At 53.8% G+C, this 18919-nt stretch carries 17 protein-coding genes; 7 read left to right on the forward strand and 10 right to left on the reverse strand.

The annotated features are described in order from the left end of the window. Positions 1-341: 341 nt before the first annotated feature. Both FYZ48_RS05980 and FYZ48_RS05985 read right to left on the reverse strand, forming a co-directional pair. Positions 342-2024, reverse strand: coding sequence for a family 16 glycoside hydrolase (locus FYZ48_RS05980; protein ID WP_149338447.1), 1683 nt, complete (start codon positions 2022-2024; stop codon positions 342-344). Between the two features lie 200 nt (positions 2025-2224). Then, positions 2225-3700: a sulfatase-like hydrolase/transferase gene (locus FYZ48_RS05985; protein WP_149338449.1), complete on the reverse strand. Its 1476-nt coding sequence runs from the start codon at positions 3698-3700 to the stop codon at positions 2225-2227. Between the two features lie 379 nt (positions 3701-4079). Here FYZ48_RS05985 and FYZ48_RS05990 point away from each other — a divergent pair, with 379 nt between their 5' ends. Both FYZ48_RS05990 and lepA read left to right on the forward strand, forming a co-directional pair. Then, the gene (locus FYZ48_RS05990; RefSeq protein WP_149338451.1) at positions 4080-5093 is read left to right on the forward strand and encodes an ROK family protein; all 1014 of its coding nucleotides are present in this window, start codon (positions 4080-4082) and stop codon (positions 5091-5093) included. 65 nt (positions 5094-5158) lie between these two features. Further along, positions 5159-6967 (forward strand): translation elongation factor 4, encoded by a 1809-nt coding sequence (gene lepA / locus FYZ48_RS05995; protein ID WP_145045054.1) that lies wholly within the window; start codon positions 5159-5161, stop codon positions 6965-6967. 16 nt (positions 6968-6983) lie between these two features. Here the strand turns inward: lepA and FYZ48_RS06000 are convergent, their stop codons facing one another. The 6 genes from FYZ48_RS06000 to FYZ48_RS06025 form a co-directional block, all read right to left on the reverse strand. Then, positions 6984-7334 (reverse strand): amidohydrolase, encoded by a 351-nt coding sequence (locus tag FYZ48_RS06000; protein ID WP_149338453.1) that lies wholly within the window; start codon positions 7332-7334, stop codon positions 6984-6986. Between the two features lie 119 nt (positions 7335-7453). Further along, positions 7454-8149 carry a hypothetical protein gene (locus FYZ48_RS06005; protein ID WP_145045058.1) on the reverse strand — a complete coding sequence of 232 codons (696 nt, stop codon included), beginning with the start codon at positions 8147-8149 and terminating at the stop codon, positions 7454-7456. A 68-nt stretch (positions 8150-8217) separates the two neighbouring features. Next, positions 8218-8916 carry a hypothetical protein gene (locus FYZ48_RS06010; RefSeq protein WP_149338455.1) on the reverse strand — a complete coding sequence of 233 codons (699 nt, stop codon included), beginning with the start codon at positions 8914-8916 and terminating at the stop codon, positions 8218-8220. Between the two features lie 91 nt (positions 8917-9007). Continuing rightward, positions 9008-9499, reverse strand: coding sequence for a DUF2752 domain-containing protein (locus tag FYZ48_RS29775; protein ID WP_149338457.1), 492 nt, complete (start codon positions 9497-9499; stop codon positions 9008-9010). A 95-nt stretch (positions 9500-9594) separates the two neighbouring features. Continuing rightward, on the reverse strand, positions 9595-10434 hold the full coding sequence (dapF, locus tag FYZ48_RS06020; protein WP_149338459.1) for a diaminopimelate epimerase: 840 nt from the start codon (positions 10432-10434) through the stop codon (positions 9595-9597). Positions 10435-10505: 71 nt separating this feature from the next. Beyond that, on the reverse strand, positions 10506-11525 hold the full coding sequence (locus tag FYZ48_RS06025) for a 3'-5' exoribonuclease YhaM family protein (protein WP_149338461.1): 1020 nt from the start codon (positions 11523-11525) through the stop codon (positions 10506-10508). Positions 11526-11951: 426 nt separating this feature from the next. Here FYZ48_RS06025 and FYZ48_RS06030 point away from each other — a divergent pair, with 426 nt between their 5' ends. The 5 genes from FYZ48_RS06030 to FYZ48_RS06050 all read left to right on the forward strand — a co-directional run bounded on the left by FYZ48_RS06030 (position 11952) and on the right by FYZ48_RS06050 (position 16101). Then, positions 11952-12290 carry a HesB/IscA family protein gene (locus FYZ48_RS06030; protein ID WP_145045069.1) on the forward strand — a complete coding sequence of 113 codons (339 nt, stop codon included), beginning with the start codon at positions 11952-11954 and terminating at the stop codon, positions 12288-12290. A gap of 337 nt (positions 12291-12627) precedes the next feature. Beyond that, the gene (locus tag FYZ48_RS06035) at positions 12628-13410 is read left to right on the forward strand and encodes an SDR family NAD(P)-dependent oxidoreductase (protein WP_145192591.1); all 783 of its coding nucleotides are present in this window, start codon (positions 12628-12630) and stop codon (positions 13408-13410) included. Between the two features lie 253 nt (positions 13411-13663). Next, the gene (locus FYZ48_RS06040) at positions 13664-14554 is read left to right on the forward strand and encodes a DUF6677 family protein (RefSeq protein WP_149338463.1); all 891 of its coding nucleotides are present in this window, start codon (positions 13664-13666) and stop codon (positions 14552-14554) included. A 56-nt stretch (positions 14555-14610) separates the two neighbouring features. After that, positions 14611-14817, forward strand: coding sequence for a hypothetical protein (locus tag FYZ48_RS06045; RefSeq protein WP_145115004.1), 207 nt, complete (start codon positions 14611-14613; stop codon positions 14815-14817). A 180-nt stretch (positions 14818-14997) separates the two neighbouring features. After that, entirely contained in the window at positions 14998-16101 is a 1104-nt protein-coding gene (locus FYZ48_RS06050) for a hypothetical protein (RefSeq protein ID WP_145045077.1), read from the forward strand. An 18-nt stretch (positions 16102-16119) separates the two neighbouring features. Here the strand turns inward: FYZ48_RS06050 and lptB are convergent, their stop codons facing one another. Both lptB and lepB read right to left on the reverse strand, forming a co-directional pair. Then, positions 16120-16902: an LPS export ABC transporter ATP-binding protein gene (gene lptB, locus FYZ48_RS06055; RefSeq protein WP_145045079.1), complete on the reverse strand. Its 783-nt coding sequence runs from the start codon at positions 16900-16902 to the stop codon at positions 16120-16122. A gap of 107 nt (positions 16903-17009) precedes the next feature. Further along, positions 17010-18878 (reverse strand): signal peptidase I, encoded by a 1869-nt coding sequence (lepB, locus tag FYZ48_RS06060; protein WP_198422180.1) that lies wholly within the window; start codon positions 18876-18878, stop codon positions 17010-17012. Between the last annotated feature and the right edge of the window lie 41 nt (positions 18879-18919).

Genomic DNA, 18919 nt, shown 5'->3' on the forward strand with positions numbered 1-18919 from the left:
GCAAGATCTCTAGTGCCCAATAATTCGCGGCTATTTTACACAGATCCCCCCCGTTTTGTAGTGAAAGCAGGGAACAAATTGGATCATTTTCCATTCTGTATCAGAAAAGCTGGATTCGTAGTTCATTCAGCACCTTTTCCGCGATTCTCAATGCTGAGAACTGACGTGTAATGCGTCCAATTGCACCGCGCATCGGGTCTTTTCAGCAGAATCTCCCAGCCTGTTTCCTGATGTCTCAATCCGATTTCAACGCTTTTGAATACTCAAAAAAAAACCACCTGAGAACAACACGCTCTCAGGTGGCGGGATTTTACTTTGATGGTTTAGAGTTTAGTTTCGGCTTACAGTTCCAGCAACTTTACATTCTTATACCAGACTTTGTGTCCGTGGTCCTGAAAACCGATGTAACCTTTCCGCGGGAAGTCTTTGACAGCCGCCTTGAACTTGTGCGCAGAACCATCCAGACGCTTGCCCGGCTCAGTCCATTCATCTGCATTCAGTTTGGCAACCACTTCTCCATTCACGGCGACGCTGATGTGCGGACCTTTGCAGGTAATCTCAAAATGAGTCCATTCACCCGGTGCACTGGCCAGATTCTTTGCAGGTGATACGAGGTCATAGATCGCCCCGAAATCGTGCATACCAGTGCCGTCACCACTTAAGACCTGCGCTTCGAAACCGGTCTGCACGGGATTCTTCAGATCACCCACGCGGAAAAAGATTCCGGAGTTGCATTCTTCAGGCATCTTGACATCACACTTGAATTTGAAATCACCAAATTCTTTGTTGTAGACGATCAGGTAACCACCCGACTTGTAAGGCACCAGTGCGCCGTTTTCGATCGGGGCAGCGATCTTCTTACCGTTGCTGCACATCCAGCCTTTGTAGTTCTCGCCGTTGAACAGCAGTTTCCAGCCTTCTGCTTTTTCAGCTGCAGTCAGCTTGTTATCTGATTCTGAAGCACCGGAGTCAGCCACATCGAGCCTGGCCAGCTTCTTCGCAGCCTGCTTTTCAGCTTTTTCCATGACGCTTGCCAGGGTGACTTCTTTACCCCCCTGACGTTTACTTTCGTCAGCAGCTTCCATGAATGCGTAGATTTCCAGTGTCTCTTCAGGGCTCACAGGCGCCTTGCCGGTACGGAAGAACTTCACGATCTCCACCAGCAGCGGCTTATAACCGTCGTAACCACCCACGGCGACTTCACCGTTTTTACCGACTGCGGTTCCGCCATAACCTTTAGGGGTTCCTTTACGGACACCAGCGAAATGCCCTTCACGACCACCGGCCCATTTGCCGGCGACTTCATCCCGATCAGCATTGCTGATCGTACGGGTGACAGACTCACAACCAGGTCCCATCACGGTAAACAGAGTTTCGACACCGTGGATCCCGTACCAGTAGAGGTCGGGATGAGTGCTTTCCAGCGAGCAGGGGCTGTGGGTGCTGGCCTTCATGATCTTTCCCTCTTCGCCGTTCCGCAGACGCTGTGCGCCCTTGGCAAACCGCAGTGATGAGGATGAGAACATCGGAGTATTGTATTTTTTGGAGAGTTCGAACAGAGCGACGGCATCGGTCAGCGAGGCAGCAATCGGCTTGTCGATGAAGACCGGCTTGCCTGACTGGAGAACCGGCAGTGCCTGTTTCAGGTGCGGACGACCATCGTTTGTTTCGAGGAAGACCACATCGACTTTCTCCAGCAGAGCGGGAATGGAATCGACGATTTCCACGCCCATTTCCTTGACCTGCTTCGTATAGCCGGGAACACGAGAGACACTGGATTCAATATCCGGGCTTCCCTTGGGATAAGCGGCGACGATCCGACAGCCGGCCAGATCCCCTTCCGGGTTGCCGGTATTCAGCATCTTGGTGAAGGCAATCGCGTGCGAAGTATCCAGGCCGATAATCCCGGCTTTGAGTACCTTCTTGGCATCTTCGGCGGAGACCGAGCTGCCCAGGGCAACTGTCAACAGCAGCAGAGCGCAACAGGCCTGACAGAAAAGGCGTTTAAAAAGTCCAGAGTTCATAATGTTCCTCTATCGTGGATGACAGGTAAGCTGATACGGAAACAGGCAGGTAAAGCGACTGCGCCTGCACAGACGGTGCCGCCTTCGATTTCCTTATGAATGTTTATAAAATCGATTATGGTCAACCCAGTATACCAAATGCAATCGCACGGCGGCTGGGAGTCGGAATTTTCAGCGTTTCCTCCGCAAGGTGACGCAACTCAATCGGCGTAGTCTTTGCCATTCAGGCTATCGACCACCGAATGCTGCCAGCCTTTCAGGGCGGCTTTCATCTTCTTGAACCGCTGCGGATCCTGTTTTGACAGATCATGCTGTTCGGACGGATCCTGCTTGAGGTTATACAGGGTGAATTTTGGCGTTCCCTTTTTGTTTTCCATTTTCAGGACTTTATAATCGCCGTCGATCAGTGCCGCGGCCCCCGGGAGCTCTTCCCGGGAATACTGTGTTTTCAGGCTGCCTGCATCGGCATCGGGAACCGGTCCCGGTGGATTGGGTTTTCCGGGAGACTGCTGTTTCTGCAGCGCCAGTAGAATATCCGTGCTGCGTTTAGGGTGCCCTTTGATGGGGTAGGTCCAGAAGCCCATCGGTTTGTCGCGGGACATTTTGTGTCCTTCGATGAGGGGCAGCAGGCTTTCACCATCCAGCGTGGGCTGATGTGAGACCTTCGCCCCCGTCAAAGCAAGCACTGTCGGATAGATGTCGATGGTGCCGCAGGGCATGTCTGAGGTTTCCGGTTTCTTGATGACCGCTGGCCACTCGATCACAGACGGCACGCGAATGCCCCCTTCCCAGAGGTTCCCTTTATAACCGGCCAGACCGCCGGTCGCCTGAGAGCGGGGTCCGTCTTTTTTGAACTGGGGAGGTCGGGGACCGTTATCGCTGGTGAACCAGAGAAGTGTATTTTCCGCAAGTCCCAGATCGCGGAGCTGCCTTCTCAGATGCCCCATTGCGCGGTCGACGCCGCTGATTTCACCAAAATAATTCTGGAAAGCAGGATCCTGGTTGGGATACAGGGCTTTGAGTTCGTCCACCGCCTCGTGGGGCAGATGCGGATTACCAAACCAGATGACCGCCAGGAAGGGCTGTTCTTTTTTCTGAGCCCCCTTCATGAAGTCGAGCGCCGCATCGACGGTGACGCGAGAACTCTCTCCCTTGAGCTGCTCGACCATTCCGTTATGGCTCATGTAAGGATCGTTTTCATAGAAGTTCGGGCTCGAAACCCATTCGTCAAAACCGCTGTTCCCCGGAGAGACAGGACTGTTAGCCTGCACCGAACCGAGGTGCCATTTCCCGAAGTGACCAGTCGTGTAACCAGCTGACTTGACCGCCTCAGCGACTGTGACTTCCTGCGGACGTAAGGTATGTCCCCAGCTGAAGCAGGCGAAGCGGTTCGGGTGTCGTCCGGTCAGAAAGCTGCCTCGAGTAGGCGAACAGACGGGCGCTGCTGCATAAAAGCGGTCCAGCCGCAGACCAGAGGCCGCCATATCATCCAGGTGCGGTGTCTTGATCACGGGATGCCCGTTAAAGGAAGTTTCGCCCCAGCCCTGGTCGTCGGTCATGCAGAGCACGATATTCGGCCGCGCTGTTTTTTCAGCGGCGTGCAGGCTGATAAGGGTACTGGAGAAACAGAATCCACAGAGAAGGAGCAAAGCGGAGCAGACGAAGCGGCGTAGCATATTGTGACCTCAAGGTTGAATCGGGGAGGCAGGTAAGCGAGTCGATATTTCATCCTGTCCCAAATCAGAAAGGGCGCCAAGGTTCTTTCCCGGGCCGGCACTGATTTTCTGCAAAGTTCTTCTGAGCCCGCTCTCATGCCTGAAATGCCGGGTTCGGGAGCCTGAATTGCCGTGCTGATGATTGCATCCCCCCTGCCTGCTCGGCTATACTTCTCACGTGTATCCGGACCTCCCTCTGAACTGACGTCGATTGCTGTTTTCCCCTGCCACAATCAACTTACGTCTTCAAGGCAATGATTGAGACTGCCCCAGCCTCATTCGGGGCACGTTTGAGAGTCGTTCCAGAATTCCAGAGAAAAACAGAGGAACCCCAGGCAACATGAATCCGACAAAGCCTCAAGAACCTTATTTTGTCGGCATTGATATCGGTGGTACGAACGTCAAGGTCGGTATCGTTGATGATGCCGGCCAGACACTTGCCTTCTCTAAAACGAGCACCGATGTTCCTTCAGGTGTTGAGGCGGGCCTGAAAAACATCTACCAGGCCATCGACGATGCCCTGGCTGACTGTCGGCTGACTATGGACGACATCAGGGCCATCGGGATCGCCACTCCCGGTACGATGGATATTCCCGGGGGGAAACTGGTCGATCCGCCGAATCTTCCGACCTGGAAAGGTTTTCCGATCCGCCAGACCGTCTGTGATCATTACGGAGGCAAACCGACGATCTACCAGAACGATGCGAACGCGGCCGCCTATGGAGAATACTGGATCGGCGGTGCCCGCGAGGCTCATAGTCTGGTGTTCTGGACACTGGGCACGGGCATTGGATGTGGTATTATTATAGACGAAATGATCATCGAAGGTCGTCACTCACACGGAGGCGAATGCGGACACATCGTCATCCAGATGGATGACGGACGGTTATGTGATTCAGGACAATATGGTACACTCGAAGCTTACGCGGGTGGCACGTCCCTGGTAAAGCGCTGCCAGGAACAGCTGGACGCCGGTCGTGAGTCCGTCCTGAATGACATGCTGCAGCAGGGCCAGGAACTGACGCCTCTGCTGATCTCCGAGGCCGGAGAACAAAACGATGAACTGGCAACCGAGCTGATTATGGAATCCGCCCGTTGCCTGGGAGTCGGCACGACAAACCTGATGCACACCATCGATCCGGACATGGTTCTGTTCGGCGGTGCAGTGACATTCGGAGGCAAGGGTACTGCCCAGGGAGACCGTTTCCTGCAGCGCATCCGGGAAGAGGTCCAACAACGCGCGTTCTCGGTTCCCTACGAGAACACGATCATCGATTACGCAGAACTCGGAGCAGACGCCGGTTACATTGGCGTCGCCGGCTGTGCGCGACTGGCCTGCCTCAAAGCAGAATAAAATTAAAACGTGCCCGGTGCAATCAATGCCGGGCGGTCTGAACGACAGGAAACCGAGATACCTTTATGGCAACTGAGCCCCGTCTGATTCGAAACTTTTCGATCGTAGCACACATTGACCACGGGAAAAGTACGCTGGCCGACCAGCTGCTCCTGAAAACCGGCGCCATCACGGAGCGGGAATTCAAAAACCAGATTCTGGATGACCTGCAGATTGAACAGGAACGCGGAATTACGGTCAAAGCCCGCACGGTGGTGATTCACCACAAATACAAAGGTGAAACATACGAGCTGAACCTGATCGACACCCCCGGTCACGTCGACTTCCACTACGAAGTCTCCCGCAGCCTGGCTGCCTGTGAAGGCGCGCTGCTGCTCGTCGACGCCTTTCAGGGTGTGCAGGCCCAGACCGTCGCGAACGCCTACGCCTGTATCAACGCCGACCTGTCGATCATTCCGGTCGTCAATAAAATCGACCTGCCTGTCACCCGTATCGACGAAGTGCTGGAAGAAGTCGAATCGGTCGTCGGTCTCGACCCCGAAGAAGCACTCAAAGTCAGCGCCAAGAGCGGGCTCGGCATTGAAGACGTGCTCGATGCCATCGTCGAACGCATCCCCCCTCCAAGTGGCGATCCCAGTGCGCCACTGCAGGCACTGGTCTTCGACAGCAAGTACGATCATTACCGCGGCGTTGTTACCTACGTCCGCGTGGTCCAGGGAACGGTAGAAAAAGGCCAGACGGTCGTCCTGATGCGAGGCGGTACCAAGCTGGACATTATCGAGATCGGCCAGTTCACTCCGCATATGAAAGCCGTCAAGTCGCTGGGGCCCGGACAGGTAGGTTACCTGGTCAGTGGTGCTAAGGAACTCAGCCAGGTTCACGTGGGGGATACCATCGCAGACCCCAAAAAGCTGCCGGCCGCCCCACTGCCCGGTTATCAGACTCCACAACAGATGGTGTTCTGTGGAATGTATCCTATCGAAGCCACCGACTTTGAAAAGTTGCGTGAAGAGCTGCAGAAGCTGAGCCTCAATGACGCCAGTTTCAGTTTCGTACCAGAAACCAGTGACGCTCTGGGCTTCGGCTTCCGTTGCGGCTTCCTGGGCATGCTGCACATGGAAATCATTCAGCAGCGTCTGGAACAGGAATTCAACATCGACCTGTTGCAAACCGCACCTAACGTAACTTATGAAATCCTGGAGCGCAGCGGCGAAGTTTTACACCTCGATAACCCGCAGGACGTTCCAGATGCCAGCCGCATCGAAGAATTCCGCGAACCCATCGCGCTGGTGAATTTCATCCTGCCTGCAGAGAACATCGGCACCATCATGCAGCTCTGTTCCGACAGGCGCGGGATCTACAAGAATACCGAGTACCTGGGAACCAATCGGGCACAGCTGGTTTACGAACTGCCGCTGGCGGAAATCGTCTACGACATGTACGACCGCTTGAAAAGCGCGACCAAGGGTTACGGTACGATGGACTATGATATCATCGGCTACCGTGCAGCCGACCTGGTCAAGATGGACATCCTCGTCAAAGGGGAACGCGTCGATGCCCTCTCCACGATCGTGCACCGCTCACAGTCCGAGCGTCGTGGACGCGGTCTGGCGAAGCGGCTCAAGGAGGAGATCTCCAAGCACCAGTTTGAAATCCCGATTCAAGCCGCGATTGGTGGAAAGATCATCGCTCGCGAGACGATCAAAGCCCTCCGTAAAAATGTGACCGCCAAGTGTTACGGTGGTGACATTACCCGTAAGCGCAAGCTGTGGGAAAAACAGAAAGAGGGCAAGAAACGCCTCAAGCAGTTCGGCCAGGTCGAGATTCCCCAGAAGGCGTTCCTCGCAGTTCTGGATGCGACCAAAGAAGAGTAACCCGACTCGAGCGGAATTACTCTTCGACGTCTGCCAGTAATGCTTCGAGCGCCTGGGTGCAGCCTTTCATTGAGACCACGGCCTGCTCAAAGTTGGTGTGCAGTGACGCTTCCGGCGCATCCAGTGCAAACTGATCGGTGGCTTTGCGGAGGCGACCGATTTTTTTGCGGAGCATCTTGAGATACGCGTCCGGATCATCCACGCGGGTTTCCAGTGCCCGCGAGGCATCAAAGACAGCCCGCGTGATTCCCATGAGCTCCGGGTAATCGTCGACTTCATCGCAGTGCTTGATAAACGTTCGCACCATCCAGGCATGCGCCAGGACCACCTGACTGCGCTCTACCAGTTCCTGTTTGCTGATCGACATGACGTCACTCTGATTGAAACTCAACGTCTTTTACCGGCGGGCACCTCGATGGCCCCGCACTTCACGGTTCTGAAATTAACGCTTCAGAAGCAGACATGCAAGAGTTGGCTCAGCTCGAATCAGATCGCGTGGGTGAAGTCGTCGCCGCGGTAGTACTCGTAGAACAGGCGGCCGATTTCATCGCTCAGTCGCGAGAGGTATTCTTTCTTGAACTTGGAGAACGTGACTTCCGAGGTCGCCCGCGGAGCCCTGAGCGGATAGAAGGACGTGATCTCTTTGCTGTAGAGTTTATCGCCTTCGCCGTTTTCATCCATTTCATAGACCGTGACCATCCCTTCGGCGCGACCACGGTAGAGGTCAGAACTGTTTTCTTCGTAGAGACTGTACTTATGCAGCTCGATATGAATCACGTATGTCACATCGAAGGCTTCGCCAATCTCTTCCGGCTTGTCCCAGTCCGGGTTCTCATCCATCCAGGCACGAATCCGATCCGGATTGACCATCTTCACTCCATGCTGATGCAGCTGGAACGTGGTGTACTTCGCCAGATCGTTGTGAATTCCGTCGAAGTTGTACTGCAGTTCCAGTGGTGCATAACAGACGATCGCGACGGTTACATCTTTGTCGGTCAGTGACTTTGAAGTCTGGGCATCGAAGTCCGGCTCAATCGAAGGCGGCCCCCCGATCAGATAACCCAGCAGGATGAAATAGTTGCAGCCCGACAGCGTCGTACACAATATCAGTACCAGTGCCAGCTTGCTGACTGTCTGCAAAAACCGTTTATGAATACGTTGTTTCAACGAAAAACTGTTCATCGTGTGATCCTTCACAACTCCGAATTGATGTTCTGGTCTGCTGTCCTGTACCAGGCTGAAAGTGACGATCAGTAAATTTCTTCACTGGAATGGTAGTTATAGAAGAAGCGACCAATCTGATCGGCGATGCGATCAAGGTATTTCTTTCTGAAGACTTTGGGAGATTCCTGTTCAATCGAGACCGGCATATGGCTCGGAAACTCGGAAGTATAGTTGGTCTCGAAGACAGACAGTGCCCGGCGATACCCGTCGACATCCTGCACTTCATAGGCAGAGACGGTACCGTATGCTTTTCCACGTAGCAGGTTCGGGCTGTTGGGCTCGCGGTAATCGAACTCGTCGATGTCGACGTGAATGATGTAATCGACCTCGAAGTTTTCCGCCAGTTCATCCACGTCGTTCCAGACGCCGCCATTGTCATCGAGCCAGGTCGCGACTTCACCGGTATCCTGAACCACAATTTCCCGACGCTTCAGATCGTAAGTAATCTGTTCCAGCAAATCGTAATTCAGGGACGGATAATCGGAACGGATCGATTCGGGAGTCGAACAGATCACCAGTACTTTTTTATGTTCTTCCGACAGATCGATATTGGTCCGCCTGGTGAATTCACAGGTAATCAGGGGATCGCCAAAGAATAATTTCCCGGCCATTACGCCCAGAGAACATCCGCTGGCCTCCAGACAGACCAGCGCCAGCATCACCACGACGCAATAGCGTCGGGGAGTGGAGAGTCTGCTTTCGATCTGTTGTTTCAGTCGCATCATTTCAGCCATCCTTGGCATGAACCGCTAAGATTTGTTGTGATTGATTTGATTTGAAAGGCGGGTTCTCACGCGCGCTGACGCGGCGCAAGTATTAAAATGTCATCCTGAAAGCCCATTCCATCACGGTGATCGAAGTCAGACCACAGATCAGCCAGAGCAGACACAGTTCAGGATTGGAGATCAGCCAGAGCCGTCTGTGATACACGCTGATCCAGGACCAGGGAATCATAGCCAGACAGACCAGTGCCAGAATCAACCCGGACGTATTGGCCTGGGCAGACTGACTTAACTGACCTCGAACAAAATGTGAAAAGGAAGTTGTCATCCCACAACTGGGACAGGGAATTGAGAATTGATTTCTGATGACGCAGGGTGCAAAACCGAGTTGTTGATGTGAACCGAAGCCTCGCGGATCCGGCTGAATTCGAATCGCAACCCAAAACCCGCCGATCAGAAACAGACTCCAGCAAATCAACAGCAGCCGCAGTTTCCATCCAATGGGCATGCCCGGATGTAATTCACGCAGCGCCGACAACAGCCGATTGTCTGATGTTCTGGCAGTGGGTTTGGAATTGAAATTCATTATTGAGAATGAGAGAAGCCGAGGTTTATCAGTTCTATTATTTTACTGCAAGACCAGATCCGGAAAATGTCCATCTGCTCCTGACAGGCTACCATTTATTGAGGCCCCGTCCAGACTCCCTCGTAGACTTCGACAGCCGGACCGGTCATATAGACTTCTCCTGCCTCGGCCCACTCGAGCCGTAAATCACCACCGGGCAAGTGGATAAGCACATTCCGTTCGGACCGCCCCGTCAGAACCCCTGCTACCGCAGAAGCACAGGCTCCGGTGCCACAAGCCTGGGTTTCGCCCGAACCACGCTCCCAGACGCGCATCTTCAGTTCGGAGGGCGAGACGACTTCGATGAATTCCGCGTTGACCCGATTGGGGAACATCGGATGCACTTCTACTTTCGGTCCGATCCCATGCACCCAGTGATCGTTGAGCTCGTCAACGAAGGTAATACAGTGCGGGTTCCCCATGGAAACACAGGTCACCTTCAGTCTCTGATCACCCAGATCCAGGTCGGCATCGACCGGAGGATCGCCGGGGAGCAGCGTGGGAATCTCGGCGCTTTTGAGAATCGGCTGTCCCATGTTGACCCGCACCTGGCTGACGCGGCTTCCCGCCAGTTCCAGGTCCAGATGCAGTACACCGGCACCGGTTTCGATCTTCAAGGTCTGCTGTTTCGCGATCCCATGATCGTAAACGTACTTCGCGACACAACGCACGCCGTTCCCGCACATTTCCGACTCGCTGCCATCTGCATTAAACATCCGCATGCGGGCATCCGCTTTTTCCGACGGGCAGATCAGAATCAGTCCGTCCGATCCGATGCCTTTGTGCCGGTCACTGACCGCCATCGCCAGGCTGGCAATGTCTTCAGGGAGGGACTCTTCAAAACAGTTGACATAGACGTAGTCGTTGCCGGCTCCGTGCATCTTGGTAAATTTCATCGTCGCTTTTCTTTTCTCTGATCTTAAACAGGCTCCGGGTAACTCCCGTCAGCCCTTGAATGAATTCTCTATTATTCTGGCGTTTTCAGCCCCAGAAAGATACTCCGCCGCAGGGCATTATCGCGTCCTGAAAACGCATCTTCGTTTCCGGGCAGGATATTTTCCAGCGTGGTGGCCATCATGTGGAACTTCGCATCCACATCATCTGCATAATGCACCAGCAGTGCTTCCGGGGTATGTGGGGCGACAGGCGAGCCCCATTCGGGCAGATTCTGATGCGAGACGATCATATGTTCCAGTCGCAGCAGGGTCTCGGGACTGAGTTCCTCAAATTTTCGGGCGTGCTCCCGTACCAGATCGCGGCCCAGCAGGATATGGCCGATCAATCGTCCCGCTGGTGTGTAGCTGGATGCATGCGGTTTGTAATCGAGTTCGTTCAGCTTGCCGATATCGTGCAGGATGGCCCCTGCTACCACCAGAGATTTGTTCAGCGGCGGTTGCATCTCCCGGTAATAGTCGCTGTATTTGTCGGCCAGATAACAGGCAGTCCGAGTGACCGACAGCACATGTTCCAGAAAGCCGCCGGTGAACGCATGATGATTTCTGCTGGCTGCAGCGATCACTTTGATCTGGTCTGCATATTCATCCAAAATGTCCAGCACCAGATCGCGCAAGGGTTCCTCGGTAATCTGTTCGCGAGCAATGTCCGTCAGCTCTGCAAACATCTCGTCGCTGGAAAAACGGGAGCGTTTGAAATACAGGCCGGGGTCAAATCCATCCTCGGCGTCTTCGTCATTCACGGGACGAATGCGGTCAATGTCCAGTTGGGGACCGTACTTACTTTCGTCATAGCGGGCTCGGACTTTATAGAACTCCCCCTCGCTCCAGTTGGTCTCACAGTCTTCAAACCAGAGAGTGTCGCTCCAGATCATCGCGGTGGCCACTGTCGCATGGTCGCGGAACTGGACCCGAAAATAAGGTTTCCCGTCCCGCGTGTTGGAACGCTGTCGGGAGACGAGCAGGACAAAACTGTCCGCCATCTGTCCGGGTTCCATTTCACTCAACAGCATGACTTCTCGCGCGGTGTTCATATCGTCTGCCCTTAGTATGTGTTTCAGAAGATAATTTCTCTTCACATTTTAGCGCTGAAGTATCGTAAGTGCAAAAGAGGATGTTCAGTGTCCCCCACACAATACCAGACTTATTGCTCCACATATACGAATAAGAGTCTCGCTACCAGAGTCTGGTCTGGATGCCCAAAACCCTTTAATTTCAGCACTTGAAAGGAGTCCCGCTTTGCGATAAATATATTTAAGATGAATCTCGCCTGTTTGATGAGATCTGAGCAAAATGCATCTCGGAAAAGATCGAAACCCTGCTATAATAACAGGAGATCAACAACGGCAAACAGGCTCGCTCCTACCCGTGGTGAATTTCAGATTTTTGACCTGTTTTTGCCGATAAACTCAATGCGCGGGTCAAGCAACCAGACTTTTTTCAATTGGAGATTATTTTCCATGGCTGTCACAATTACTGAAAATGCTTCCAACGAACTGAAGCGTTTCAAAGAGAATTCCAATTACAGTGAAGATTCTCTCTTACGTATCGGGATCGTTTCCGGTGGTTGCAGTGGTTTCTCATACGACTTCAAATTCGTTGAACCAGCTGAATACAACGAAGAAAACGATACCATTTCCGAACAACACGGCGTGAAAGTCGTTGTCGACAAGAAGAGCAGCCTGTTCCTTGACGGTACCACCGTAGACTACTACGAAGGTCTCGACAAACGCGGTTTCACTTTCGATAACCCCAATGCTGTCAAATCCTGCGGATGTGGTAGCAGCTTCTCTGCCTGATTGAGTCTCTAGCCGGGGCTTACCCCCCCGCCTCGATCCAGAGTAATCCAGATAAAGATTTCGCCGAGGAGCAGAGATTGCTCCTCGGTTTTCTTTGTTTTGGGACGCCGCTCGTTTACATTGATAGTACAGCAACCTGCGGCTCGCATGGATCGGTTAAGCGAATTCCGGTGAAAGGCTCCCGAAAATACACCATTTACGGGGGCATTCTCAGAGCCGGTCTGCGGCTTCCCACCGGAGTCCCCGGTCGCTATAACTCAGACTGTCGGTGCTGCTGATACAGATTACCGGCATCATTATCCTGTTAGAGACAATCAACACGAAGGAAAAGATCACAATGAAACTGGAAGGGCGAAATGCGCTCGTGACGGGCGCCTCTCGGGGCATCGGTCGAGGATGTGCGATTGAAATGGCCAAAGCAGGCGCCAATGTGGCGATCAATTATCGCTCCCATCCCGAAGAAGCGGAAGAAGCAGCTGAAGAAGCCCGCTCTTACGGCGTGAAAGCCATCACTGTCCAGGCTGATGTCTCTGATCAGGCCTCGGTCGAAGCCGCTGTGGCCAAGACTGTTGAAGAATTCGGCAGCCTCGATCTGTTCGTTTCCAACTCTGCCTACAGCGATCGGGAACTGATCCTGGAAGCCGACATGGAAGGTTTCAAACGAACCATCGATGTGACCATGTGGGGTGCCTTCTTCGGCGTTCGGGCGGCTGCCGCCCAGATGACCAAACAGGGTTCGGGTGGCTCTATTGTCGTCATCAGTTCTCCGCATGCGGTCATCGCGATTCCGACCTCAGCCGCTTACAACATGGCGAAAGCCGCCATCGACCACATGGCGCGTACCGCTGCCATCGAATTCGCGCAGCATCGCATCCGTGTGAATACCGTTCATCCCGGCTGGATTGATACTCCCGGTGAGCGGAAGTTCTTTACCGATGAGCAGTTGCAGGCCGGTGCGGAAAACATCCCCTGGAAACGACTGGGAACCCCGAATGAAGTCGGCAAACTGGTGACCTTCCTCTCCAGTCCCGATGCCGATTACATGACCGGCGGTACCACCACGATTGATGGTGGAATCAGCCTGCCCTGGTGGTCCAATCGGGCCGAGGGTGCACAGTAAATCCGGCAGGGATTCCGGGCCAGAACCCCGTCAGGACCAGATGCCTCAACTCATTTCAAAATAATGACTTGAGGTTGCTCTGGTCCTGTTTATCCGGATCAGATACACTACAAAGTCCCGCCTGAGACAGAATCCAGACGAGGATGCATTCAGAGCGCTCTTCTGATTTCCTCCAGATAAGACTAAGATTCTCTATCCGGAAACGAATTGCCCGAACCCAGATTTGACCAGGGAACTGCCTGAGGACCCCAGAATGGCTGACAGTCAAAATCATATTGAATTAAAAAATCCGGCTGTCGCTGCAGTGCTCGGGTTCCTGATTCCAGGAGCAGGTCACTTTTACCAGGGCCGCACCTTCAAAGGAGCGATTTACTGCTTCTGTATTCTGAGCACGTTCTTCTGCGGAATGGCACTGGGCGACTGGAAAACGGTCTATTATCAGTCCTGGCAGGGGAAGCGGAATCTGGGTTACTTTGCCCAGGTTGGCGTCGGTCTGCCGGCCCTGCCCGCACTGGTACAGAACTCCCGGTTCCATAAACAGGCGTCGCCAGGCAACCTGGCCCGCAACGATCTGGATGCAGGCTATTTTCAGTCGCAGCCTTATCAGATGGATCTGCCACTGGAAGCTGCTTTCGAGGGAACGCTGCTGGATCGAGGCAATGACGGAAAAACCATCAGCGGTGCGCTGGAGGGTACCATCCGGTTGAAATCCATCGATGGTGAGTTCGGACCAGAGGTCAGAGGAACATTTGAAGGCACCCTGGACGGAAAACCGATTGAACCCCTGGAACTGGCGGATCCGATCGGAATCGGGCTGCCTCTGGGAGGAAATCAGCGCAGAGCCCTGGAATGTGCGGTCATCCGCAAAGAGGGGGGACAGCGGACCGACACCGGACACATCGAAGGGAGCATTCCACGACCTTTCCTGAACTGGTTCGAGATGCCCCTCAGTGAAAGTGAGCTGGATGACATCAATAAAGAGCTGGGAAAACGGTATGAGTTTGCCGTCGTGTTTACCTGGATCGCGGGTCTCCTGAATCTGCTGGCGATCTGGGACGCGTTTGAAGGCCCCGCCTACGGCCGGGGAGACGAGGAGGAAGAAAAGCCCTCCTCCGACAAAGAGCCTTCACCTGCGACAACATAAACACCCACTCGCTCCAATTCCACCATTTTAACATAAACCAGAAAAGGCACATCGACATGTCTGTTTCACTTCTGTTCGCGAACCAGGTTAATGCGATAGTTTACCTGATTCCCCTGTTGGCGGTGATCAGTCTGGTTTATAATGCGACCCGTTACGAGATTCCTGAAATTATCATTAAACGTTCGATACGTTTTTTCTTTACAGCAATCATCATCATGGGGGCCTTGATGACGTTGCTGGCAGTGCTTTCCTGGAATCTGTGAACACTCTGGCACTGGGTGACATATCAAGTCAGGTTGACCCGCCAAAAAGCGATTTCGACTTCTTAAAAAAACATCTTCAATTCTATAGATACAATTGCACTTTCAACTATTGTTGAGCATACTCAGACGATTGCGGGGTTATGGATTCCCTTTCTGCAATAGTTAGGTTGGGATTACTTTATGCAGATTAATGGACTAGCACTTACAGATATTGTAGATCTGGCAGATCACGCGGATCTGTTTGAATTACTGGATAATGAAAGTGTCTACACCCTTTCTCACCAGGGCGTAACGGCCGGGTTTTCCAGCGTGAAAGCCATTAGCCGTTCTACGGGTATCGAGACGCGCCGCCTGCTGCAGCCCGATCTCTGTCCACTGGACATTGCGGTCGCGATTGCAGAGAAACTCCAGTTCCGCGTCGGCTTTGACTGGAACGACTGTCCGGCCATTCTGCTCTGTCATTCACACACTAATAACCAGTCAGCCCGTCAGCTCTGTGATCAGCTTTCTGAAAAGCTCGGTGTTCCCACAGAACGCTTCATCCCCTTCAACTATGGCTGTGTCGGCTTTGTGCAGCTCCTGAACCGGGCCGCACAACTGCTGCAGGAACTCCCCGAACGGGTGCATATTCCGCTGCTCACGGTCGAAACCCCCGAGCACTGGCACGATTCGTCTGACAAAGCATTCTGCGGCATTGTTTCCGCCGGTGCGACCGGCACTACCCTCTGGCGTGGACCGGGACACGAACTGCTGCACGTAGAGACCGCGGTCGAAATCATTCCTGAAGAACGCCGTAAACCCGACGTCCCTCTGTTCTGGACCGAACAAGGCGACATGTTCGATTTCCGTGGTCAGCCCGAGCATAAGCTTGTGATGCACATGGACGGGGAATCGGTATTCCTGAATGGCGTTGACTTCATGTTGAATGCCTGCCTGAAATCATATCACGAAGTCGCCGACGAACCCGGCCGGATCCTGATTGCCCCGCATCAGCCCAGTGGCAAGCTGCTCAAAGCCATGATTGCGGCCGCAAAGCAGGTACCAATCGAAGCCGACTTCCTGAACAATCTGCCCAACTACGGCAATTCCATCTCGTCGACAATCCCCACGATCCTGGCGCGTCTGGAGCAGGTTGTCAGCCAGAACGGATATGAACCGGCCGCTCCCGGCGACCTGATTCTGTTACCCGCCGCCGGAATCTGTATGGATCGCCTGACAGACGCCATGTGCATCGGTCGTGCTGCTATCCGCTGGCAGCCGGGTCGTTATCACGAAGAAGCCTGAAGCCTCTCTGAGAGGCTCTCAGGCAGCATCTCGTTCAAATCCGCGGGTTCCAAAGGCTTCGCGACCTTCAATAATCGAGCCCTTGTCGAACCGCTTACCGAAGTACAGCGCCTGGGCTGATTCGTCGCTGAGCACGGTTTCCGCGTCCCCACTGACGAGTACCTGTCCCGCGCTGATGATATAGCTGCGGTCAGTAATGGTCAGCGTCTCACGTTCACGGTGGTCCGTCAACAGAATTGAAATCCCACTGTCACGCAGGTCGGCAATGATATCCTGAATATCATGAATCGTAACCGGGTCAATCCCGGTGAAAGGTTCGTCCAGCAGAATCAGTTCCGGAGAGCTTGCCAGGCAGCGGGCAATTTCCAGACGCCGGCGTTCCCCCCCGGAGAGGGTCGAAGCGATCTGCTTCCGCTTAGCGGTCAATCCGAACTGATCCAGCAGTCGATCGACAGTCTCGCGTCGCTGACGGCGATTCAAGTCGAGGAACTCCAGGATGGCGTAGATGTTGTCTTCAATCGAGAGTTTGACGAAGACACTCTCATCCTGAGGCAGGTACCCCATGCCCTTCCGCGCCCGTTTGTACATGGGCCAGGAGGTGACATCGGTATCTTCCAGGTAGACACGGCCTTTCGTAGGAGCAACCATTCCGCAAGCCATGCGGAAGGTGGTCGTCTTACCGGCCCCGTTGGGTCCCAGCAGACCGACGATTTCACCCCGTTCCACGAAAAAATCGACGCCGTCGACGGCCCGTTTACCCGGATAATCCTTGACCAGACCGACGCATTCCAGCAATGGCATCGTAGCCGTCCTCCTTGACGAAACTGCAACTCGAAAACTAACGAACGCGGATTTTACTACATTCGGGGATCTGGCTGAATAGTGATTTTCAGCGGAATTCCCCGGCTTCAGCGAATGCGTTTCATGCGGGAAAAATTGGGGTAAAAGGGGAATGACAGCTTGGCATACGGGTCCTTGGGATAAGATCCGGGAGCCGTCTGATGATAGAAAAACCGCTTGAGCGGTCCCACATCGGGTGAGTAGCCGCGACCATCATTCATAAACGGAATTCCATGCGGCCAGTAAATCATGAAGGCTTTCCCGACCAGGGCAGTACGCGGGACGGCGTGACGACGTTCTGCCCCCCGGTCATTGCCCCACAGGCGACTGTCAGCACTGCGGGCGGAGTTATCGCCGAGCACGAAGAACTCTTCATCAGACATCTGTGCAAACGTGACTTTCTGGTGATGATCTTCATACTCACGACTCCAGGCAGCCGGATCGTAGAGCAGTTCCCAGAGATGTTTATGCTCGCCGGGAATTTCCAGCTTCTGATAATACTCGTCCGCACGGTAGTAGATGTCCCGTTGCAGCAGCAGATGGGAGACGTTGAAATTGAGCCCCCGGCCCGCGATTCCTGCTGGTGCCAGGTCGCCTTCCCGCGGATCGTGCGTCGCTGTCGGCTTGTATTCGGTCTTACCCTGCAGTTCTACCAGATCCCCGTCGATCCAGAGACAGAGCCGCTGATCGACGTTCGCAAACATGATCTGATGAGCGCCCGCTCCCTGCAATGAGGTTTCGACGGTCGTTAATTCGGTCTCTACCGGTTCGGGGTTCGGATAATCTTCCACGTAGTAGAGGGTCGCTTTGCCGGTCTTTACGTCAAATTTGACGCGGTAATGCCGATCGCCGCGCATCAGCTCCACGAACAGTTCTCCTTCGGCGTTCTCGATCTCTACATCGAAACTGAGTGTGAGATCACCGACCCAGAAGGCCGCGTCGTAGATGTAATATCCCTCGGTGGTACCCCCGGTATAGCTGTTGTAGGCAGTAAAATCACTGATCAGCCGGGGCCGGGGAGGCGAGGACAAGATCGACTGCTGAAACAGTTCCGGGTTTTCCTGAAGCAGAGCCCACTCTGATGTCTGCGGTACCACGTGCTGGTAGCGCAGCCATTCCAGTTTGGCGTCAGCCTGCTTGAGGGATTCACCCTGATACTGATAGGCTCGCGATTCCTGATCGATCACCCAACTGGACTTGGTCAGCCCCTGGAACTTCGTCTCGCCGGCGGCCACCTGCTGCATGGGAGACCAGCGTTCGGGCCAGCCATACTGCAGAATTTCACGGGGCGGATAATCATCGTCATAGACCAGTTGCTGAACCGTCAGCTGTTTTTCCAGGTTGTCTTTACGGAGAATCTGAAACGGTTCCTGATCGCTTTTACGAGCGTAGACATCGCCGCGGGAAATCTGGATTTCCTCGCCAGGCAGTCCGACCAGACGTTTAATGTAATTGGTCTGCGACGCCTCCGGATACTTGAAGACGATCACATCCCAGCGTTTGGGATCGCCGAATTCAAAGGGGAATTTATTAACGATAATCCGATCCCCGGTAAACGGCATCGCCTCCCGCAGATCAGCATAGTAGCGGCAGTTGGGACAGAGCGCGCCGGTCACTTTTAAATCGGGGCGGTAATACTCTGTCTTTTCAATCAGTTCATCGCTGGCACCGACGGCATATTTGACGCCACAGGAAGGACAGGTCAGCTCTTTGTGCCGACCGTAGAGTGTGGGAGCCATGGAACCGGTGGGAATGACGAACGCCTCTGCCGAGTAAGCCCGGAAAACAAAAGCGAACACCAGCGCAATGATGATCGATTCGATCGTATCGCGGACTTCATTATGGCGGGAACGAGGCGTTTCGGACTCAGTCTGTTTTTTTTCAGCCCGTTCTGCAAGAAACGATTTCAGCTTTGATTTCTCGATTTTTTTGGTCATCAATGCCAACCTGTTAATTTATCGCATGCGAAAGCGGAACC

Origin of the sequence: Gimesia chilikensis (genome assembly GCF_008329715.1) — a bacterium.
GTDB classification, from domain to species: domain Bacteria; phylum Planctomycetota; class Planctomycetia; order Planctomycetales; family Planctomycetaceae; genus Gimesia; species Gimesia chilikensis.